Annotated in this window: 18 protein-coding genes; 15 read left to right on the top strand and 3 right to left on the bottom strand. The window is 65.3% G+C overall.

What is annotated here, in order from left to right:
* Positions 1–31: 31 nt before the first annotated feature.
* From AC56LU_RS20475 to AC56LU_RS20450, 6 genes are all read left to right on the top strand, one after another.
* The gene (locus AC56LU_RS20475; RefSeq protein WP_497177457.1) at positions 32–1,294 is read left to right on the top strand and encodes a M48 family metallopeptidase; all 1,263 of its coding nucleotides are present in this window, start codon (positions 32–34) and stop codon (positions 1,292–1,294) included.
* Positions 1,291–1,623: a 4a-hydroxytetrahydrobiopterin dehydratase gene (locus AC56LU_RS20470; protein WP_497177456.1), complete on the top strand. Its 333-nt coding sequence runs from the start codon at positions 1,291–1,293 to the stop codon at positions 1,621–1,623. Before AC56LU_RS20475 ends, AC56LU_RS20470 begins: the two co-directional genes overlap by 4 nt.
* On the top strand, positions 1,620–2,522 hold the full coding sequence (gene rsgA, locus AC56LU_RS20465; RefSeq protein ID WP_497177455.1) for a ribosome small subunit-dependent GTPase A: 903 nt from the start codon (positions 1,620–1,622) through the stop codon (positions 2,520–2,522). Before AC56LU_RS20470 ends, rsgA begins: the two co-directional genes overlap by 4 nt.
* Before the next feature lie 219 nt (positions 2,523–2,741).
* Positions 2,742–3,668 carry an ornithine carbamoyltransferase gene (argF, locus tag AC56LU_RS20460; RefSeq protein WP_497177454.1) on the top strand — a complete coding sequence of 309 codons (927 nt, stop codon included), beginning with the start codon at positions 2,742–2,744 and terminating at the stop codon, positions 3,666–3,668.
* A 99-nt stretch (positions 3,669–3,767) separates the two neighbouring features.
* On the top strand, positions 3,768–5,000 hold the full coding sequence (locus AC56LU_RS20455; protein ID WP_497177453.1) for an argininosuccinate synthase: 1,233 nt from the start codon (positions 3,768–3,770) through the stop codon (positions 4,998–5,000).
* A 128-nt stretch (positions 5,001–5,128) separates the two neighbouring features.
* On the top strand, positions 5,129–7,759 hold the full coding sequence (locus AC56LU_RS20450) for a sensor domain-containing protein (RefSeq protein ID WP_497177452.1): 2,631 nt from the start codon (positions 5,129–5,131) through the stop codon (positions 7,757–7,759).
* A 156-nt stretch (positions 7,760–7,915) separates the two neighbouring features.
* Here the strand turns inward: AC56LU_RS20450 and AC56LU_RS20445 are convergent, their stop codons facing one another.
* The gene (locus tag AC56LU_RS20445) at positions 7,916–8,626 is read right to left on the bottom strand and encodes an SDR family oxidoreductase (protein WP_497177451.1); all 711 of its coding nucleotides are present in this window, start codon (positions 8,624–8,626) and stop codon (positions 7,916–7,918) included.
* Between the two features lie 11 nt (positions 8,627–8,637).
* Positions 8,638–9,666, bottom strand: a complete 1,029-nt coding sequence (murB, locus tag AC56LU_RS20440) for a UDP-N-acetylmuramate dehydrogenase (protein WP_497177450.1) — start codon at positions 9,664–9,666, stop codon at positions 8,638–8,640.
* A gap of 145 nt (positions 9,667–9,811) precedes the next feature.
* Here murB and AC56LU_RS20435 point away from each other — a divergent pair, with 145 nt between their 5' ends.
* From AC56LU_RS20435 to AC56LU_RS20410, 6 genes are all read left to right on the top strand, one after another.
* Positions 9,812–10,297 (top strand): YajQ family cyclic di-GMP-binding protein, encoded by a 486-nt coding sequence (locus tag AC56LU_RS20435; protein ID WP_497177449.1) that lies wholly within the window; start codon positions 9,812–9,814, stop codon positions 10,295–10,297.
* Between the two features lie 118 nt (positions 10,298–10,415).
* Complete coding sequence (locus AC56LU_RS20430) at positions 10,416–11,684, top strand: nitronate monooxygenase (protein ID WP_497177448.1); 1,269 nt, start codon at positions 10,416–10,418, stop codon at positions 11,682–11,684.
* Positions 11,685–11,812: 128 nt separating this feature from the next.
* Positions 11,813–14,203, top strand: coding sequence for an EAL domain-containing protein (locus tag AC56LU_RS20425; RefSeq protein WP_497177447.1), 2,391 nt, complete (start codon positions 11,813–11,815; stop codon positions 14,201–14,203).
* An 81-nt stretch (positions 14,204–14,284) separates the two neighbouring features.
* Positions 14,285–14,608, top strand: coding sequence for a metalloregulator ArsR/SmtB family transcription factor (locus AC56LU_RS20420; RefSeq protein WP_497177446.1), 324 nt, complete (start codon positions 14,285–14,287; stop codon positions 14,606–14,608).
* A complete protein-coding gene (locus AC56LU_RS20415; protein ID WP_497177445.1) occupies positions 14,605–15,018 on the top strand; it encodes a hypothetical protein in 414 nt (137 codons plus the stop codon). Before AC56LU_RS20420 ends, AC56LU_RS20415 begins: the two co-directional genes overlap by 4 nt.
* Positions 15,019–15,047: 29 nt before the next feature.
* Positions 15,048–15,386: a rhodanese-like domain-containing protein gene (locus tag AC56LU_RS20410; protein WP_497177444.1), complete on the top strand. Its 339-nt coding sequence runs from the start codon at positions 15,048–15,050 to the stop codon at positions 15,384–15,386.
* A gap of 8 nt (positions 15,387–15,394) precedes the next feature.
* Here AC56LU_RS20410 and AC56LU_RS20405 read toward each other — a convergent pair whose 3' ends face one another.
* Positions 15,395–16,333 (bottom strand): exopolyphosphatase, encoded by a 939-nt coding sequence (locus tag AC56LU_RS20405; protein ID WP_497177443.1) that lies wholly within the window; start codon positions 16,331–16,333, stop codon positions 15,395–15,397.
* Between the two features lie 303 nt (positions 16,334–16,636).
* Between AC56LU_RS20405 and AC56LU_RS20400 the strand changes: the two genes are divergently transcribed.
* The 3 genes from AC56LU_RS20400 to AC56LU_RS20390 all read left to right on the top strand — a co-directional run bounded on the left by AC56LU_RS20400 (position 16,637) and on the right by AC56LU_RS20390 (position 20,100).
* The gene (locus tag AC56LU_RS20400) at positions 16,637–17,923 is read left to right on the top strand and encodes a sensor histidine kinase (protein WP_497177442.1); all 1,287 of its coding nucleotides are present in this window, start codon (positions 16,637–16,639) and stop codon (positions 17,921–17,923) included.
* A gap of 82 nt (positions 17,924–18,005) precedes the next feature.
* On the top strand, positions 18,006–18,785 hold the full coding sequence (locus AC56LU_RS20395) for a LytR/AlgR family response regulator transcription factor (protein WP_497177441.1): 780 nt from the start codon (positions 18,006–18,008) through the stop codon (positions 18,783–18,785).
* A 121-nt stretch (positions 18,786–18,906) separates the two neighbouring features.
* Positions 18,907–20,100, top strand: a complete 1,194-nt coding sequence (locus tag AC56LU_RS20390; RefSeq protein ID WP_497177440.1) for a PAS domain-containing sensor histidine kinase — start codon at positions 18,907–18,909, stop codon at positions 20,098–20,100.
* The last annotated feature ends 113 nt before the right edge of the window (positions 20,101–20,213 follow it).

Genomic DNA, 20,213 nt, shown 5'->3' with positions numbered 1-20,213 from the left:
GCGTAATCCTGCATTTTCTCACAGGCACAGAATGTCTTCACTCGGGTTTTCGGTATTGTTCGTCGTTTTCTTTGCGCTGACCTTGGGCGTGCGCTTCTGGCTGGCCAACCGCCACATCCGGCACGTGCTGCGCCACCGCGCCAGCGTCCCGGCCGAGTTTGCGCCAAAGGTGCCGCTCGCGGCGCACCAGAAGGCGGCCGACTACACGGTGGCCAAGACCCGGCTCGGCGTCGTGTCGATGCTGTGGGGCGGCGTGGTGCTGATCGGCTTTACCCTGCTGGGCGGGCTGCAGGCGCTGTCCATGTCCCTGCTCGGCGTCACCGGCCCCGGCATGGCGCACCAGATGGCGCTGGTGGTGGCGTTCGTGGTGCTTTCCAGCCTGCTCGACCTGCCCTTCGACTGGTACCGCCAGTTCGTGCTGGAGCAGCGCTTCGGCTTCAACAAGATGACGCCCGGCCTGTGGATCGCCGATATGGTGAAGGGCATGCTGGTCGGCGCCGTGATCGGCCTGCCGCTGCTGTGGGTGATCCTGGCGCTGATGGAGAAGAGCGGCGACCTGTGGTGGCTGTGGGCCTGGTGCGTGTGGAGCGGCTTCCAGCTCCTGATGATGGTGCTCTATCCGACCGTGATCGCGCCGATGTTCAACAAGTTCACTCCGCTCGACGACATGAGTCTCAAGGAGCGCATCGAAGCGCTGATGGCGCGCGTCGGCTTTGCCTCGAAAGGCCTGTTCGTGATGGACGGCAGCAAGCGCAGCGCGCACGGCAACGCCTACTTCTCCGGTTTTGGGGCCAACAAGCGCATCGTCTTCTTCGACACCCTGCTGGCGCGCCTCGACCCGCACGAGATCGAAGCCGTGCTGGCGCACGAGCTGGGCCACTTCAAGCTGCGCCACATCGTCAAGCGCATCGTCGTGATCTTCGCGCTGTCGCTCGGTTTCCTGGCCCTGCTGGGCTACCTGAAGACCCGGGCCTGGTTCTACACCGGCCTGGGCGTGCTGCCGATGATGAACGCCTCGAACGACGGCATGGCCCTGATCCTGTTCGCGCTGGTGCTGCCGGTATTTACCTTCGTGCTGTCGCCGCTCAATTCCATCACCTCGCGCAAGCACGAATTCGAGGCCGACGCCTTCGCCGCCAGACACACCGCAAGCAGCCACCTGGTCTCGGCCCTGGTCAAGATGTACGAGGACAACGCCTCGACCCTGACCCCGGACCCCTTGCATTCAGCCTTTTACGATTCGCACCCGCCGGCTTCGGTACGGGTGAAACACCTGACGATGGCGGCAGCATGACTCTTCTCGACCAACATTGCGTCCACGGCGCACCGGCACTGGACCCCGCAGGCATCCAGGCCCGCCTGGCCGACGTGCCGGACTGGCAGGCCGCCGGCGGCACGATCGCGCGCGAATTCAGGTTCGCGAGCTACCGCGCCACCATCGACTTCGTGAATGCGCTGGCGGGCATGGCCGAAGCCGAAAACCACCATCCCGACATGCTGGTGGCCTGGCGCCGCTGCACGGTCAGCTACACCACGCACTCGGCCGGCAACGCGCTGAGCCAGAACGACTTCATCTGCGCGGCGAAAGCCGACGCGCTGTATTCGCAGCGGGGCGGCGCATGAGTGACTTGACCGCTACCATCATCGCGGCGCACGGCCGCCACTACCTGGCCGACGCCAACGGCGAGAAACTGCAGTGCGTCACGCGCGGCAAGAAGACCAACGTGGCGGTGGGCGACATCGTGCACCTCCAGCGCACCTCGAACAACCAGGCCGTGATCGAGAAGATCGCCGACCGTAGCACCCTGCTCTACCGCTCGGACCAGTACAAATCGAAACTGCTGGCGGCGAACATCTCGCGCCTGTTCATCGTGGTGGCCACCGAACCGGGGTTCGCGGACGACCTGGTCTCGCGCTCGCTGGTGGCGGCCGAGGCGGCCGGCATCGAGGCCCACATCATCCTGAACAAGGTCGACGTCGAGGAGCCCCTGGCACGCGCCCGCGAACGCGCCGGGCTGTATGCCTCGCTCGGTTACCCGGTGCACGAATTGTCGGCCCGCGAGCGCCCCCAGCACGCGGTCGAGACCCTGATGCCGCTCCTCGCCGGGCAATCGTCGATCTTCATCGGCCAGTCGGGCATGGGCAAGTCGTCGCTCATCAACCTGCTGGTGCCGGATGCGGACATCGCGGTGCGCGAGATCTCGGAAGCGCTCGATACCGGCAAGCACACGACCACGTTTACGCGCTTGTACTGGTTGCCCGATGCTTCGTCCACCAGGGCTGCGATCATCGATTCGCCCGGCTTCCAGGAATTCGGCCTGTACCACCTGACGGAAGGGATGCTGGAGCGGGCCTTCGTGGAATTCAAGCCCTACCTCGGTGGCTGCAAGTACTACAACTGCCGCCACCTGGCCGAGCCTAGTTGCGCGGTGCTGGGCGCCGTGGGCGAAGGCAAGATCGCGAAGATGCGGCACCAGCTGTATGCGCAGCTGCTGCACGAGTCTTCCCAGACGCTGTATTAGCCCGGAACGGATATGCTTTCGTCGGGTGGGCAGGGTAATTTCGGGCAATGCCCGGACTTACAAACGCCCACGCGTTCAACTCCGGCTTGCGCAGCGGTAGAGCATCCGACAGTTGAACGCGTGGGCGGCGAAGCCGCCCACCCTACGAAAAACAGCGGTTTCCCTAACGGAAAGCAAAAGCCCTTATAATTCAAGGGATAACAGTAAAGCAAAGACGATATGCCAGTCGCAAAGCCCATCAAGCATTTCCTGCAGTTCTCCGATTTCTCCCTGGATGAATTCGAGTACGTCATCGAGCGCGCCAAGGTCATCAAGCGCAAGTTCAAGGCCTACGAGGTGTACCACCCGCTGGTCGACCGCACCCTTGTGATGGTGTTCGAGAAGAGCTCGACCCGCACCCGCCTGAGTTTCGAAGCCGGCATGCACCAGCTGGGCGGCGCCGCGATCTACCTGAACACGCGCGACAGCCAGCTGGGGCGCGGCGAGCCGGTGGAAGACGCGGGCCAGGTCATGTCGCGCATGTGCGACATCATCATGGTGCGCACCTTCGGCCAGGAGATCATCGAACGCTTCGCGGCCAACTCGCGCGTCCCGGTGATCAACGGCCTGACCAACGAACACCATCCCTGCCAGGTGCTGGCCGACATCTTCACCTTCTACGAGCACCGCGGCCCGATCGCCGGCAAGACGGTGGCCTGGATCGGCGATGCCAACAACATGCTGTACTCGTGGCTGCAGGCGGCCGAGGTGTTCGGTTTCCACCTGAACGTGGCAACCCCGAAGGGCTATGAAATGGACCCGTCGCTGGTGTCCACGCAACGCTTTACCCTGTTCGACAACCCATCCGATGCCTGCGAAGGCGCGCACCTGGTCAATACCGACGTCTGGACCAGCATGGGCTACGAAAAGGAAAACGCCGAGCGCCTCAAGGCCTTCGACGGCTTCATCGTGGACGGCGCCAAGATGGCGCGCGCCGTCCCGGATGCCCTGTTCATGCACTGCCTGCCGGCCCACCGCGGCGAGGAGGTCGCCGCCGAGGTCATCGACGGCCCGCAGTCGGTCGTCTGGGACGAGGCGGAAAACCGCCTGCACGTGCAGAAGGCGCTGATCGAATACCTGCTGCTGGGACGCATTAAAGACAACTGATTTTTTTACCCACCTGTGCTTGATCGTCGGCCCCGTTGTTTCCAACAGCGGGCCGGCTGACCATCCCGACCCCACCTCCCCTCCCTACTGGAATCTTCCATGAGCGACATTAAAAAAGTAGTCCTTGCCTACTCCGGCGGCCTCGACACCTCGGTCATCCTGAAATGGCTGCAGGATCACTACAACTGCGAAATCGTCACCTTCACCGCCGACCTCGGCCAGGGCGAAGAACTGGAGCCTGCGCGCGCCAAGGCGATCAAGTTCGGCATCAAGCCGGAAAACATCTACATTGACGACGTGCGCGAAGAATTCGTGCGCGACTTCGTGTTCCCGATGTTCCGCGCGAACACCGTCTATGAAGGCGAATACCTGCTGGGCACCTCGATCGCGCGTCCGCTGATCGCCAAGCGCCTGATCGAGATCGCCAACAAAACCGGCGCCGACGCCATCTCGCACGGCGCCACCGGCAAGGGCAACGACCAGGTGCGTTTCGAGCTGGGCGCCTATGCGCTGAAACCCGACGTCAAGATCATCGCCCCGTGGCGCGAGTGGGACCTGCTGTCGCGCGAGAAGCTGCTGAAGTACGCGGAAGACGCCGGCATCGACATCGACATGAAGCACAAGAACGGCGGCGCGCCCTACTCGATGGACGCCAACCTGCTGCACATCTCCTTCGAAGGCCGGCACCTGGAAAACCCGAGCGCGGAAGCCGAGGAATCGATGTGGCGCTGGACCGTGTCGCCGGAACAGGCGCCGAACGAAGCCGAGTACCTCGACATCGAATACGAAAAGGGCGACATCGTGGCCCTGAACGGCAAGCGCATGAGCGCCGCCGAAGTGCTGACCGAGCTGAACCGCCTGGGCGGCAAGCACGGCATCGGCCGGCTTGACCTGGTGGAGAATCGCTACGTCGGCATGAAGTCGCGCGGCTGCTACGAGACCCCGGGCGGCGCCATCATGCTCAAGGCCCACCGTGCGATCGAATCGATCACGCTGGACCGCGAAGTGGCGCACCTGAAGGACGACCTGATGCCGCGTTACGCTTCGCTGATCTATAACGGCTACTGGTGGGCGCCGGAACGCGTCGCGCTGCAGACCCTGATCGACCATACCCAGGCCACCGTCAACGGCTGGGTGCGCGTGAAGCTCTACAAGGGCAATGTGATCGTGGTGTCGCGTGACTCGAAGACGGATTCGCTGTTCGACATGACCATCGCGACCTTCGACGAAGACGGCGGCGCCTACAACCAGGCGGACGCGGGCGGCTTCATCAAGCTGAACGCGCTGCGCATGCGCATTGCCGCGAAAGCGCGCGCGGCACGCGGGAAGTAAGGGTTTCGCGTTGTCGGGAAGCCGCCTGCGGGCGGCTTTTTTCATGGCGCCGTCACCGGTTGCACCAGACCTGCCCTGCTTCCTTTTCCGGGCTAGAATGTGGCCGGCACTGTCCAATTCGAGCGATCATGTCTTCCTACCCCGACACCGGCAGCGCCCAGGCGCGCCGCAGTAACGCCGTCGCCGCCCCGCCGGCGGCACGCGGCCGCCCGGCCGCGGGCGAAGCCATTGCGATCATCTGCAACAGCATCGAAGACGTCGTCTACCAGCTCGACGTCGAGCAGCCGGACATCTTCCGCTTCATCTACGTCAATCCGGCCTTCTACAAGGCAACCCACCTGCAGCCCGAGCAGGTCATCGGCAAGACCGTCGACGAGGTCATTCCCGAGCCCTCGCTCTCGATCGTGCTCGAGCATTACCGCGCCGCTATCCGCACCGGCCAGACCCAGCGCTGGGAAGAGCATAGCGACTACCCGGCCGGGCGCAAGGTCGGGAGGGTGTCGATCACGCCGGTGTACGATGCGCACGGCCATTGCACCGACCTGGTCGGCACCGTGCACGACATTTCCGACGTCATCAACCGCGAGGACAAACTGCAGCAGGCCCACCGCGCGCTGGAGGAAGCCTTCGCCACCCAGGGCCGGCTGGCCGAGTCGCTGCGGCGCGAGGAAGAACGCCTGGTGCTGGCGCTGGACGGTACCGGGGAAGGTGTCTGGGACTGGCGCATGGACGAGAATTCGGTGAGCTTCTCGGCCAAGTGGAAGGAGATCATGGGCGTCACCGAGAGCCTGGAGGGCGCCACGCCGCTGGTCTGGACCAGCCGCATCCACACCGACGACGTCCTCAAGGTGCGCGGCTGCGTCGAGCGCTACCTGAGCGGCGAGGAAAGCCTCTATACCTGCGAATACCGCATCCGGCGCTATACCGGCGAATGGATCCGGGTGCGCTCGCGCGGCAGCGTCGTCGAGCGCGATGCATCGGGCCAGCCGCTGCGCATGATCGGCACCATCACCGACATCACCGAGAGCTACCGGATGCGACAGGCGCTGGCCGAAAGCAACGAACGGCTCGCGCGGCTGGCGCAGCAGGTGCCCGGCGCCCTGTTCGAACTGGTCCGGCATGCGGACGGCAGTTATGCCTGCCCCTTCATCAGCGGCATGGCGGAGCAGCTGTTCGGTCTCGGCCCGGATGCGATCCAGACCGACCTCGAGCGCTTGGCCGAACGTATCGCCCCGGCCCAGCGCGCCCACCTGCGGCGCGCCCTGGAACGCTCGGCCTCCCAGCTGCAGGCGCTGCGGGCCGAGTTCCAGATCGAGATGCCCAATGGCGAACACTGCTGGCGCGAAGTGATCGGCACGCCCACCGCGGGCGCGGCCGGCGAGACCATCTGGTACGGCTTCAGCGACGATATCTCGGGCCGCAAGCACAGCGAGGAGACGATCCGCCAGTTCACCCGGAAACTGGAGCGGCGCGCCCACTACGATACCCTGACCGGCCTGCCCAACCGCGCGCTGTTCCGCGACCGCCTGGAACAGGCGATCCGCCGCGCCGAGGACGAGACCGGCCAGGTGGCGCTGCTGTTCATCGACCTAGACCGCTTCAAGGAGGTCAACGATTTGCTCGGCCACGACGCCGGCGACCTGCTGCTGGTCGAGGCGGCGCAGCGCATCCAGGGCTGCGTGCGCAAGGGCGACACGGTGGCGCGCCTCGGCGGCGACGAGTTCACGGTGATCCTGACCGAGGCCGGCGAACTGACTCACGTCGAGGCGGTCGCGCAGACCATCCTGGAGGCGCTTGCCCTGCCCTTCCGGATCCGGGCCGAAGTGCTGCACATCGCCGGCAGCATCGGCATCGCCCGCTTCCCCGACGACGCGCACGATCCGGAAGAACTGATGCGCAACGCCGACCACGCCATGTACCGTTCCAAGTCGGGCGGGCGCAACCAGCTGACTTTTTTCGAAGCGAACATGCAGGCGGCAGCCATCCGCCGCCTCAAGCTGCTCGCCGAGCTGCGCCACGCCGTGCCGGGCAAGCAGCTCGAACTCTACTTCCAGCCGGTCGTCGACCTCGCCACGGGAACGATCGTCAAGGCCGAGGCCCTGCTGCGCTGGCACCACGCCTCCGGCACCATGCTCGCGCCGGATAGCTTCATCGGGGTGGCCGAGGAATCCGGCCTGATCCACGAGATCGGCGAATGGGTATTCCGTACCGCGGCCGACCATGCATTGCACTGGTCGCAACTGCTGGGCCACGACTTCCAGATCAGCATCAACAAGTCGCCGCTCCAGTTCCAGACCCAGGCCCAGACCGATTGCGCCAACTGGGCGGGCTACCTCGAGGCCATCGGCATGAACCCGCGCTGCATCAACATCGAGATCACCGAAAGCCTTCTGCTGAACCTGTCGGAGAACGTGATGTCGAAGCTGGGCACGCTGCAGGCGAGCGGCATGCAGGTGTCGATCGATGATTTCGGCACCGGCTATTCCTCGATGAGCTACCTGAAGCGGCTCGACATCGATTACCTGAAGATCGACCAGTCCTTTATCGCCGAACTGGTGCACGACAATTTCAGCCGCACGATCACCGACACCATCATCGTCATGGCCCACAGGCTGGGCCTGAAGGTCATCGCCGAGGGCGTCGAGACGACGGAACAGCGAGAATGCCTGGTCCGCTCGGGTTGCGACTACGGCCAGGGCTTCCTGTTCTCGCGCCCGCTGCCGGCCGCCGAGTTCGAACGCCTGCTGACGCAGGCCTAGTATCCTGAATTCGAGATTCGTTGAATAAATGTGGGCGAGAATCCCCCTGAAACGGCGTCACAAATGCGCGCAAGGCCCCGGCCTTGCTGTGCTTTGTTCCTTGTCTCAGGGCGATTTCGCCACATTGATTCATCAACGAACTTCAAATTCAGGACACTAGCCGCGCAAGTCGTCCACCGGCTCCTGCCCGAAGCCCTTGGCCAGCAAGTAATCGACCAGCGCCGCCGCGCACGCGCCCGGGGTCACCAGCACGCCGCTCTCCTTCATGTCGACGAAACGCTGGCGCAAGGGAAAGCGCGTGTCCGGCGTCGCGCGGATCTCGGCCTGCATGTCGGTATCGATGACGCCCGGCGCCAGGCTGACGCAGCGCACCCGCGGATCGGCGTCCAGCGCCACGGCGCGCGCATGCTGGTCGAGCGCCGCCTTGGTGGCGCAGTAGACGCTCCAGCCCGGATAGGCGCTGCGCCCGGCCCCGCTCGACACGTGCAGGATGCGCCGTTCGGCCTGCGGCGCGGCGCGCACCAGGGCGGCGGACAAGGCCAGCGGCGCCGCCACGTTGATGGTGGCCGCGCGCAGGGCAGCCACCGGGTCCTGCCCGGCCAGCGGCCCCACCGGCGTGACGACTCCGGCATTGTTCACCAGCAGCACCGTGTCGGCGCCGGCCAGGAAGCTGCCCAGGGTATGTCCTTCCAGGAAGGAGGCAAGTGCGGCGCCGTCGCCGAAGTCGACCACGGCCTGCTCCATGCCCTCGCCAATCTCCGCATGCCCGCGCGCCAGTCCCAGCACGGGAATGCCGCGCGCCACCAGTTCCGCCCCCACCGCGGCGCCCAGGCCACGGCTGTGGCCCGTCACGACTGCCTTGATCATGCCAGCCTCCGTTAAATGAATACCGGCTCCGGTTCGAGTTGCACGCCGAACCTGGCCGCCACGTCGTCCTGGATCGCGCGCGCCAGCCGCACCACATCCTCGCCCGTCGCCTGGCCCAGGTTGACCAGCACCAGCGCCTGCTTCGGGTACACGCCCGCCGCCCCCAGCGCCCGGCCCTTCCAGCCGCACTGGTCGATCAGCCAGCCGGCCGCCAGCTTCTCGCTGCCGTCCGGCTGCGCGTGGTGCACCAGTGCAGGATATTGCGCCAGCAGCTGCGCGCAATGGCCTGCCGTGACGACCGGGTTCTTGAAGAAGCTGCCCGCGTTGCCGATCTCGGCCGGGTCGGGCAGCTTGCGGCGCCGGATCGCTTCGACCGTGCGGCCGACGTCCTGCGGCGTGGGCGCGCTCTGCCCCCCCTCTTCCACGGCTTTCGCCAGCTCGGCATAGCGCAGGTTGGGGGACCAATCCGCCGGCAGGGCGAAGGTCACGTCCAGCACCACCAGGGTGCGCCCTTCAGGATGCTTGAACAGGCTGTCGCGGTAAGCGAAGCGGCAGGCCGCCGCATCCAGGGTGCGCACTTCGCCACTGGCCATGTCGTAGGCAGTCAAGGAGTGAAACACGTCCCTGGTTTCGGTGCCGTACGCCCCCACGTTCTGGATCGGCGCCGCCCCGACCGTACCCGGGATCAGCGACAGGTTCTCCAGTCCGCCCAGGCCCTGGGCCAGCGTCCATTGCACGAAAGCGTGCCAGTTTTCGCCCGCCTGCGCCCGCACCAGCACCCGGCCGCCCTGTTCGCCCAGCACTTCCTTGCCGAGGCCGGCCATGTGCAGGACGATGCCGTCGAAGTCGCGGGTGAACAGCATGTTGCTGCCGCCGCCCAGCACCAGGCGCGGCAGGCCGCCCAGCACCGGGTCGCGCCGTACCGCGTCCAGCTCGGCCGCCCCGGTCACGCGCAGGTAGTGCCGGGCGCGCGCCGGAATGCGGAAGGTGTTGAGCGCAGCGAGGGAAAAGTCGTGGAGGATGGGCAGGTCGGCTGGCATAGGGGGACAGGAGTTTTTGACAATTATAGTGGCAAGCTTGGGACACGCTGTTGCCGTACGGGCAAATCTGGTGGCCGCCGAGGGGCGTTGTCCGTTAAAATAGAGGGGTTCATCTATATGCATCACCCAGAAAAAGGAAACCGCCATGCCATCGTTTGATGTCGTCTGCGAAGCAGACATGGTCGAAGTGAAGAACGCCGTCGAACAGTCGAACAAGGAAATCACCACCCGCTTCGACTTCAAGGGCAGCTCGGCCAATGTCGAGCAGAAGGAAAAGGAACTGACGCTGTTGGCCGATTCCGACTTCCAGCTCGGCCAGGTCAAGGATGTCCTCATCAACAAGATGTCCAAGCGCAAGGTCGATGTGCGCTTCCTCGACGAAGGCAAGGTCGAGAAGATCGGCGGCGACAAGGTCAAGCAGGTCATCAAGGTGCGTAACGGCATCGAGACCGAGGACGCCAAGAAGATCACCAAGCTGATCAAGGAAAGCAAGATGAAGGTGCAGGCCAGTATCCAGGGCGAATCGGTGCGCGTCACCGGCGCCAAGCGCGACGACCTGCAGGCCGCCATGGCCCTGCTGCGCAAGGACATCCAGGATCTGCCCCTCGCGTTTAATAATTTCCGCGACTAAGGTCTTGAGCCCAACGCGGCGTGGCTGGCGCCATGCCTGGGAGTAGAATGACGACCGTATACTGCGGTTGATCAATGCATTGATACACGTAGGGAACTACGGCGGTTTAAGGATTGCAATGAAACGTGTTGATGATTTCCGCCTGCGACTGGGCAACAAGGAATACGTGCCCATCATGATCGGCGGGATGGGTGTGGACATCTCGACCTCCGAGCTGGCCCTCGAAGCCGCGCGCCTCGGCGGCATCGGCCATATCTCGGACGCCATGGTGCAGGACGTGTCGGATCGCAAGTTCGACACCACCTTCGTCAAGGACAAGACCAAGCTCTACAAGTTCAATATCAACAACATGAACAAGGCGGTGGTGCAGTTCGACCTCGACCGCCTGGCCGAGGCGACCCGCCTGCATGTCGGCGCGACCATGGAAGCGAAGAAGGGCGATGGCCTGATCTTCGTGAACTGCATGGAAAAGCTGACCATGAACGCGCCGAAAGAGACACTGCGCACCCGCCTGTCGGCAGCGCTGGACGCCGGCATCGACGGCATCACCATGTCGGCCGGCCTGCACCTGGGCTCCTTCGACCTGATCAAGGACCACCCGCGCTTCCGCGACGCCAAGCTGGGCATCATCGTGTCTTCCGTGCGCGCGCTGCAGCTGTTCCTGAAAAAGGTCGCGCGCCTGGACCGCGCGCCCGACTACATCATCGTCGAAGGCCCGCTGGCCGGCGGCCACCTCGGCTTCGGCATCGACGACTGGCGCCAGTACGACCTGCACACCATCATGGACGAGATCCATGCCTACATGCGCGAGCAGCAGCTCGATATCCCGGTCATCGCGGCCGGCGGCATCTTCACCGGCTCGGATGCGGTGGGCTTCCTTGAAAAAGGCGCCGCCGGGGTGCAGGTGGCGACCCGCTTCACCGTGACCCACGAGTGCGGCATGCCGGACCACGTCAAGCAGGAATATTTCCGCGCCAGCGAAGAAGACATCATCGTCAACGGCGTGTCGCCGACCGGCTACCCCATGCGTATGCTCAAGAGCACGCCGGCGATCGGTTCGGGCATCCGCCCGGGCTGCGAATCCTACGGCTACCTGCTGGACGCCACCGGCAACTGCGCCTACATCAACTCGTACAACCGCGAAGTGCAGGCCAGCCCGGACGGCAAGAACATCACGGTGTTCGACAAGACCTGCCTGTGCACGCACATGCGCAACTTCAACTGCTGGACCTGCGGCCACTATACGTACCGCCTGAAGGACACCACCCATCGCCTGGCCGACGGCAGCTACCAGATCCTGTCGGCCCAGCACGTGTTCGAGGACTACCAGTTCAGCGTCGACAACCAGGTCGCGCTGCCGTCGAAGCAGGAGACCGTCGCCGCCTGACGCGACGCTCTGCAGTCGTTCCGTATCCAGCAAGCCACGGCCCGCCGTGGCTTGCCTGTTTTGCGCCCTCGCGCCGCGAACCCGTGTAAGCTGGACGTCCCACGAGTGTTTTTCGCGGAGGGTGCGGCATGTCCACCATGGAACCGTCTGCGCAGGTGTGCTTCCTGGCCGATGACGAGGGCAAGGTCGTCACCTGGAATCCCGCGTGCGCAGCGCTGTTCGGCTGGACGCCCGATCAAGCCGCGGGACGCGCAGTCACCGAGCTCGTCGTCCCCAACTCGGGCAAGCTCGGCAACACCGGCTGGCCCACCCTGGCTGCCGCCGGCGGCGCCAAGCTCAAGATGCACTTTGCCGGCGGACGCCAAGGCCCGGCCACCCTGTCCCTGCTGCGCCAGTACGACAGGCGCGGCGAAGCCTGCGGGTGGACTGCCAGCATCGCGCTTATTCCCTCCGAATCCGTGTCCGAAGCCGAACGCGTCGGCAATACCCCCTTGTCCGACGTGGTCGATCTATTGCCCGGGACCTTCTACGCCCTCAACCGCGAAGGCCGCCTGCTGCTGTGGAACCACAACCTCGAACGCCTGACCGAAATGACGCCGGACGAACTCGCTTGCGCGCGCGTGATCGACATGTTCGAGCCGCACGAGCGCCCGCTCGCGCTCGAGAACATCCGGCGCGTGTTCGAGGAAGGCGCCGAGGTCTCGATGGAGATGAACTATGTCTCGCGCAGCGGCCGCGAAACCCCACTGGTGGTGGGCGGCGCGCGGGTCGGCTGCAACGGCGACCAGTACCTGTTCGGCATGGGCATCAACATCACCAAGCGCCGCCAGAAGGAGCGCCAGCTGCTCCTGAGCGAACGGGCGCTGCACGCGGCCAGCAACGGCATCGTGATCACCCGCTGCGCCGGGCGCGACAACATCGTCGAGTACGTCAACCCGGCCTTCGAGCACATCGCCGGCTACCCGGCCGCCGAGGCCGTGGGGCGCGACCCCCGCTTCATGGCCGCGCCCGGCTTCGACGCCCACGAGCGCAGCCAGGTGCGCCTGGCGCTGGTCGAGCGGCGCGCGGTCAGCGTGGTCTTTCGCAATATGCGCAAGAACGGCGAGATCTTCTGGAACGACCTCAGCATCACTCCGGTGCGTGACGAGCATGGCGAAGTGACCCATTTCATCGGCATCCTGCAGGACGTCACCGCCACCAAGCAGCGCACCGAGCACCTCGAGCACGAGATCAACCACGATGCCCTCACCGGCCTGGCCAACCGCACCCTGCTGTGGGACCGGCTCGAGCACGCGCTGCACCTGGCCCAGCGCCATGCCTCGATGGTGGCGACCGTGATGATCGACCTCGACAACTTCAAGACCATCAACGATACCTTCGGCCACGAGGCGGGCGATGCGGTGCTCAAGGTGGTGGCGCGCCGGCTGCAGGCGGCGGTGCGCGACAGCGACACGGTGGCGCGCATGTCGGGCGACGAATACGTGCTGGTGCTGGTCGACCAGCCCTCGGTACGCTTCACGCTGCGCATGGCCGAACGCCTGCGGCGCGCGATGACGATGCCGGTGGCCTTCGGCGGCAACGAGATCGCGGTCGGCGCCAGCCTGGGCGTGGCGGTGTTCCCGGAAGATGGCAAGACGACGGCCGAGCTGGTGCGCGCGGCCGACATGGCGATGTACCACGCCAAGGGCAACGGCGGCGGCGTGCATTTCTATTCGCCCGAGATGCGTTCGGCCAGCGAAAAGCGCGCCGCGCTGGCCGACAGCATCCGCAGCGCGCTCGAGCACGACGAACTGTTCCTGCTGTTCCAGCCGCGCATGGACGCACGCAACGGCAAGGTTGGCGGCTTCGAGGCGCTGCTGCGCTGGCGCCACCCGAAGCACGGCATCATGCTGCCGGCTTCCTTCCTCGCCGAAGCCGAGGAGTCGGGCAAGATGATCGAGATCGGCAACTGGGTGCTGGACCAGGCCTGCGCCTTCCTGCAGGAACTGCGCCAGCTCGGCTATACCGGCCTGCCGGTGTCGGTAAATGTCTCGCACCGCGAGTACAGCCAGCACGGCTTCATTCCCGGCCTCGCCGCCCGCATGGCGCGCTACGCCCTGCCGCCGGGCAGCCTGGAGATCGAGATTCCCGAGGCCGACCTGATCCGCAATCCGAGCCTCGGGCGCGAGCTGTCGGCCCAGCTGCACGAGGTCGGCGTGGCGCTGTCGCTGGACGAATTCGGCAAGGGGATTTCCGACCTGTCCTTCCTGCGCCAGCTGTCGGTGCGCCAGGTCAAGCTGTCGAAAGCCGCGGTGCACGACATCTCACCCGAGGGCAAGGGCAACCGGCTGGCCAAGACCCTGATCGACATCGGCCACAACCTCAATCTGGCGGTGGTTGGCGAAGCGGTCGAGACCGAGGAGCAGATGGACTTCCTGCGCCTGCACGGCTGCGACCAGTTGCAGGGGCAATGGTTCAGTGAACCGCTGGCGCCGGATGCAGTGCGCGCGATGCTGGCCCAGCGCTACCACGCCCGATAAGCGTTTTCACCGTTCCGCATGTACACATGCCCCGCGTGCGAAATCGCTTGCAATATTTCGACGTTTAGCTAACAATCAATCATGACTTCCGTTTTCAAAGCCCTGTCCGATCCGACCCGCCGCGCCGTCTTGCAGCACCTGCAACAGGGGCCGATGGGCGCCGGGGAACTGTCCGGCCTGTTCGATGTGTCGAAACCGACGATGTCGGCCCATTTCGCCGTGCTGCTCGCGGCCGGGCTGATCGAGGCGGAAAAACACGGCCGCAGCATCACCTACCGGCTCAGGCTGTCGGTGCTGGAAGACGCCCTGCTGGGCTTCGCGCAAGTCTTCGGGCTGAACGTCTCCCGGCCCGAAGGCCCGCCCGCCGGTCCACCCGTTGTTGCACCAAAGAAGGAGCAAGCATGAAGCCGTCCCCCGCATCTTCCCGTGTGTCCCAGCTGTGCCGTGCGGTTTTGGGAGCCGCGTGCATCCTCGGCGCCTCGGCGCTTCTGGCCTGGGCCTCGCCGGCCTACCTCGATCCGGAATGGGCGCGGCGCCTGGCCGGCGCCCTGCTGGGCGGCGTGGTGGTGGTGTATGCGAATGCAATTCCGAAGGCGCTGGCGTCACGCATGCGCTGTGTCGCGCCGGCGCTCGAGCAGGCCGCGCGCCGCTTCGCCGGCTGGTCCCTGGTGCTGGGCGGGATCGGCTACATGCTGGCCTGGCTGGTCGCCCCGCTCGGCATGGCCGGCATGGTCGGCGGCCTGGCGCTGGGCGTGAGCGTCACCTGCGCCGCCCTCGGCTGCATCCGGATCGGCGCCCGCCGCGCCGGCAACTGACTCGACCACTGATCCGACAAGGTGCCGACATGCTTGCAATGCTGATGGGTGTCAAAAGTATTTCGCCGAACGAACTGCATGCGCGCCTTGGCGCCGACCGCCCCGCAGTTTTCGACCTGAATGCGGCGCACTCGTGGCGCGCCGCGCGCGTGCCGGGCGCGATCAGCCTGGGAGTGGACTTCGATCCGTCCGCGCTGCCGCCCGAGCGCGATGCCAGCCTGGTGTTCTACTGCTCGAATCCACTGTGCAGCAAAGCGCCCCGGGCAGCACGCCGGGCGGGAAGACTGGGCTATACCGATGTACGCGTGATGGCAGCCGGCATCACCGGGTGGCTCGCTGCCCAACTGCCGACCGACAGCGGCGCCTGAGCATTTGGTCAGCCATCCTTGTTGATGCGGTTGATCAGGGCGCCGAGCACGTCCTCGGCCATTTCATTGTCTACCTGGCAGGTGCCGGCGTTCTCGTGCCCGCCCCCGCCATACTCCAGCATCAGGGCGCCGATATTCGTGTTCGAGGTCCGGTTCAGGATCGACTTGCCGGTGGCGAACACGGTGTTCTGCTGCTTCACGCCCCACAGCACGTGGATCGAGATGTTCGTTTCGGGGAACAGGGCATAGATGATGAAGCGGTTGCCGGCATAGATCACCTCTTCGTTGCGCAGGTCGAGCACCACCAGGTTGCGGTGCACCCGGGCGCAGCGCCGGATCTGTTCCCGGCTGGCGTCGGCGTGCTGGAAATACAGGGTGCTGCGCTCCTGTACGTCGGGCAGCTCCATGATCTGCTCGATCGAATGCCGGGCGCAGTAGTCGATCAGGGCCATCATCAGCTGGTAGTTGGAGATGCGGAACTCGTGGAAGCGGCCCAGGCCGGTACGCGCGTCCATCAGGAAATTAAGCAGGTTCCAGCCTTGCGGGAACAGCACTTCGTCGCGCGAGAAGCGCGCCGAGTCGCCCTTGTCGACCGCCACCAGCATGTCGTTCCACGCTGCCGGAAACGTCCTGGCGCCGCCGTAGTAGTCGTACACTACCCGCGCCGCCGAAGGCGCATCGGGGTGGATCACATGGTTTTCGCGCGCGCCGGTATTGCGGATGGTTTCCGACAGGTGATGGTCGAAGGCCAGGTGCGCCGCCGCCACATAGGGCAGGTTGGTCGTGATGTCGCGCGCGCTGATCGCGATCTTGCCATCCTGCATGTCCTTCGGGTGGACAAACAGGATATCGTCGATCAGGTCGAGGTGCTTCAGCAGCACCGCGCACACCAGGCCGTCGAAGTCACTACGGGTTACGAGTCGGAATTTTTGGTGGTCGGCTGACATCTGCACTTCCTTTCAGGAGTCGACAATGGCGAACTGAGCGGACCTCGATGGGCGGGTCCGAAAGATCATACCTTGCAACGTTTCTGCTTGTCAGCATTTGCGGTGGCGCATCCTGGCTGGGTTGAACGCAATCCATTCCCCGGAACGTGCAGGCTGTCGCATGGCGCTGGCTGCGAACGACGGCGCGCAGTAAAGTTGCATCATCCCAACAGTTGTAGATGCCGAAAATGTTGTATTTCCGGCACGCGCAAGCGGCGAAGAGGTACACTCGCCGCTTGCACTAGAGCGTAACGAGCGAAGACCATGCAAGCAAGGAACACCAACCCGCATTATTTTTCCAGCGTCCTGTCGTGGCTCTACCGCGGCTTCGACGCCGTGGCGACCTGGGTCACCCAACTGTCGTGGTGGAAGTTTTTCCTGTTCGCGATCCTGACCCTGAGCGCCGGTGCCATCCTCCAGGAAGAGCTGTTCTCCGGTTCGGGCGACGAATACGTCTCGCGCGAGCGCGAGGCCCGGCGCGGCAGCGACGCCGCCATCCTCATCGACGAGAGCGGGATCCGCTTCCATCCGCGTAACCGGCCACGCAGCGGCGCCGCCACGCCGGAACTGCCATTGCCGCCCGACACCGGCGGCGTGCCCGACGCGCCCGACGCGCCCGACGCCCCCGATGCGCCACCCGCAGCCCCTGCCGCCCCCGCAGCCCCTCCCGCCCCGGCTGCCGGCACGGACGGTGGCGAGTCGGTCCACATCGAACTGCCGCCGCAGATCAGCGAGGAGCTGTCGAACGCGATCGATGCGGCCGTGGAAGATGCCGCCGAACAGAAGGTGTCGCGCTACCACAAGCAGGCCTCGACCTGGTTCATGAATTTCGTGCTGCTGTTCGTGCTGGCGCTGTTCGGCACCAAGGCCCTGGTCGGCGGCAAGAAGCGCGCCGAAGCGCAATCCCATCTGGCGAACGCGGCGGCCGAGCGCGAAGCCATGCAGCGCCAGCTGTCGGAAACGAAGATGCAGATGATGCAGGCCCAGGTCGAGCCGCACTTCCTGTTCAACACCCTGGCCTCGGTCGAGCACCTGATCCAGGTCGACCCGCCGCGCGCCTCTGCCATGCAGCGCAGCCTGATCCAGTACCTGCGCGCGGTGCTGCCGCAGATGCGCGATAACGCCGTGGTCACCGGCCTCGGGCGCGAGGTGGACATGGTCACGGCCTACCTGGCCCTGCTCAAGATGCGCATGGAAGAACGTTTGACGGTGGTCATGCAGGTCCCCGACGGCCTGCGCAGCGCCGCCTTCCCGCCGATGATGCTGCAGTCGATGGTCGAGAACGCGATCAAGCACGGCCTCGAATGCAAACCCGAAGGCGGCACGCTCAAGATCACCGCCGAGGTGGTCGACAGCAAGCTCCTGGTCACCGTCACCGACGACGGCGTGGGTTTCGGCGTGATGCCGAGCGACGGTACCGGCCTCGGGTTGCAGACCATCCGCGACCGCCTCAAGCTGCTGCACGGCGACGCCGGCCAGCTGCATATCGCGGCCAACAGCCCGAGCGGCGTGATCGCGATGATCGAGGTGCCTTACCAGCTCTCGAAGTGACCGATGCTGCCTATGCTAGCCGACTTGCTTGCGGCGCTGTTTCATTGAATAATTATTAAAACTGACTGCCACAGGGATGACCATGCCTAACGCGAAACCGACCGCCATCATTGCCGACGACGAAAGACTGATGCGCGACCAGCTGCGCCTGCGCCTGTCCGAGGCCTGGCCGGAGCTGGAGATCATCGGCGAAGCGAAGAACGGCGAGGAAGCGGTGGAGCTGGTCGACCAGCTCAGGCCCGACCTGACCTTCCTCGACATCCGCATGCCGGGCAAGACCGGTATGGAAGCGGCGCGCGACATCGGCGACCGCAGCCAGATCGTGTTCGTCACCGCCTACGACCAGTATGCGGTCGAGGCCTTCGAACGCGGCGCGATCGACTATGTGCTCAAGCCGACCGAGCCGGACCGCCTGAAGCTCACGGTGGACCGCCTGAAAAGCCGCCTGGAACGCCCGAGCGAACGCGCCACCGTCAACGACAGCGTGCAGGCGATGCTGTCGCAGCTGGCCGAGAAGATCGCCGCGCCCAAGCCCAAGCACCTGCAATGGATCCAGGCCAGCATCGGCCAGGACCTGCGCATGATTCCGGTGGAAGACATCCTGTTCTTCCGCTCGGACGAAAAATACACCTGCGTGCAGACCGCCGGCTTCGAAGCCCTGATCCGCAAGCCGGTGCGCGACCTGGCCGACGAACTCGATCCGTCGCTGTTCTGGCAGATCCACCGCGCCACCCTGGTCAACGTCAACGCCATCGAAGGCGTGACGCGCGACATCCGCGGGCGCCACCTGGTGCTGGTCAAGGGGCGGCCGGAGAAGCTCGAGGTGAGCCGCAGCTTCCTGCACCTGTTCAAGCAGATGTGAGCCCGGGCCCGGGGCGTCCCGCCCCTGCCCTGTTCCCTTTGTCTCGCATCAACGCCCGTCCCGCCCCCACGCCGTAATGTAGAGCTCCCGGCCTCCACGGCCCTCACATTGCGGCTTCCGCATGACACCACAGCGACGTTTCCGCCGGCGCGCACCAGGCACGGCGGTTCTCGTGTTCTCGTTCCTGGGCGGTTACTGCGCCGGACAGGCCGCGGCCGCGCTGCGCCGTGCGCGCAACGTGCACCGGCCCGCGCGCGCCTTCGACGGTCGGCGCATCGTACACAGCGCCAGCGACGCCATCCTGTCGATCGACGAAGAAGCCGTCATCCTGTTCGCCAACCCGGCCGCGGCCCAGATGTTCGCCAGCAGTGTCGCCCTCATGCAGGGCAGTTCGCTGGCACGCTTCATCCAGGCTTCGTCGCGCGATGCCAAGGCGCCCCGCGATTACTTTCCCGCCGGCGGCGGACGCGCGGGGCGGCGCGCCACCGACTACGCCGTCACCGGCATCCGCGCCAACGGCCAGCTGTTCCCGATCGAAGGCTCGATCTCCACCGTCGACCACGACGGACACGAGGTCTGCACCGTGATCCTGCGCGACGTCTCCGAACGCCACCTGGTGCAGCAGAAGCTGGCGCGCTCGCACGACCAGCTGCGCCAGCTCTCCTCGGCGCTGCAGACCATTCGCGAAGAGGAGCGCACCCACATCGCGCGCGAGCTGCACGACGACCTCGGCCAGCTGCTGGCCTCGCTGCGCATGGATCTCACCCTGCTGCAGGGAAACACCAAGCTGCCCGAGCCGAGCCAGCGCCTGATCGAGGGCATGGAGACCAACCTCCTGATGGCGATTGCCTCGCTGCGCCGCATCGCCACCAACCTGCGCCCGCGCGCGCTCGACGAAGGCGGCCTGTATTTCGCCCTGCAGGGCCTGCGCGACGAGTTCGTCGAACGGCACGGCATCGCCTGCGCGCTGCTGGCCGACGAAGCCGAGCTGCGCCTGGACGACACCGCCAGTACCGCCGTGTTCCGCATCGTGCAAGAGGCGCTTACCAACATCGCGCGCCACGCGGGCGCGACCCGGGTCGTACTCAACCTCGACCGCAGCGACCACGAACTGCTCGTGAGCATCCGCGACGACGGCCGCGGCATCCGCGCCGCAGACATGGAAAAGAAAGAATCGCTGGGCCTGATCGGCATGCGCGAGCGGGTCTGGGCCATGCACGGCGAAATCACCATCAGCAGCCACGCGGTATCCGGCACCAGCATCGACATCGTGCTGCCCCTGGCCGAGAGCATCATCAAGGAGGAAAACAGCTGAAGAGGGTTTGGCAGGATGGCATATCAGGATGTCACTAAGCGGAAATATTCCGTAGGTAATATCCGCCTCGATCTGAGTTTATTGAGAACTCGACATCCTGTCCAAACCAAAGG

Source organism: Telluria sp. PB2R4 (assembly GCF_059685695.1).
Note: the sequence above shows the minus strand (reverse complement) of the source record. Positions and strands in the feature narration are given on the sequence as shown.

Coding starts and splice junctions, on each gene's coding strand:
- AC56LU_RS20390 (WP_497177440.1), top strand. CDS start 18,907: ATGACACCACAGCGACGTTTCCGCCGGCGCGCACCAGGCACGGCGGTT.
- AC56LU_RS20450 (WP_497177452.1), top strand. CDS start 5,129: ATGTCTTCCTACCCCGACACCGGCAGCGCCCAGGCGCGCCGCAGTAAC.
- AC56LU_RS20420 (WP_497177446.1), top strand. CDS start 14,285: ATGACTTCCGTTTTCAAAGCCCTGTCCGATCCGACCCGCCGCGCCGTC.
- AC56LU_RS20445 (WP_497177451.1), bottom strand. CDS start 8,626: ATGATCAAGGCAGTCGTGACGGGCCACAGCCGTGGCCTGGGCGCCGCG.
- murB (WP_497177450.1), bottom strand. CDS start 9,666: ATGCCAGCCGACCTGCCCATCCTCCACGACTTTTCCCTCGCTGCGCTC.
- AC56LU_RS20410 (WP_497177444.1), top strand. CDS start 15,048: ATGCTTGCAATGCTGATGGGTGTCAAAAGTATTTCGCCGAACGAACTG.
- AC56LU_RS20425 (WP_497177447.1), top strand. CDS start 11,813: ATGTCCACCATGGAACCGTCTGCGCAGGTGTGCTTCCTGGCCGATGAC.
- argF (WP_497177454.1), top strand. CDS start 2,742: ATGCCAGTCGCAAAGCCCATCAAGCATTTCCTGCAGTTCTCCGATTTC.
- AC56LU_RS20475 (WP_497177457.1), top strand. CDS start 32: ATGTCTTCACTCGGGTTTTCGGTATTGTTCGTCGTTTTCTTTGCGCTG.
- AC56LU_RS20470 (WP_497177456.1), top strand. CDS start 1,291: ATGACTCTTCTCGACCAACATTGCGTCCACGGCGCACCGGCACTGGAC.
- AC56LU_RS20400 (WP_497177442.1), top strand. CDS start 16,637: ATGCAAGCAAGGAACACCAACCCGCATTATTTTTCCAGCGTCCTGTCG.
- AC56LU_RS20430 (WP_497177448.1), top strand. CDS start 10,416: ATGAAACGTGTTGATGATTTCCGCCTGCGACTGGGCAACAAGGAATAC.
- AC56LU_RS20395 (WP_497177441.1), top strand. CDS start 18,006: ATGCCTAACGCGAAACCGACCGCCATCATTGCCGACGACGAAAGACTG.
- AC56LU_RS20435 (WP_497177449.1), top strand. CDS start 9,812: ATGCCATCGTTTGATGTCGTCTGCGAAGCAGACATGGTCGAAGTGAAG.
- AC56LU_RS20405 (WP_497177443.1), bottom strand. CDS start 16,333: ATGTCAGCCGACCACCAAAAATTCCGACTCGTAACCCGTAGTGACTTC.
- rsgA (WP_497177455.1), top strand. CDS start 1,620: ATGAGTGACTTGACCGCTACCATCATCGCGGCGCACGGCCGCCACTAC.
- AC56LU_RS20415 (WP_497177445.1), top strand. CDS start 14,605: ATGAAGCCGTCCCCCGCATCTTCCCGTGTGTCCCAGCTGTGCCGTGCG.
- AC56LU_RS20455 (WP_497177453.1), top strand. CDS start 3,768: ATGAGCGACATTAAAAAAGTAGTCCTTGCCTACTCCGGCGGCCTCGAC.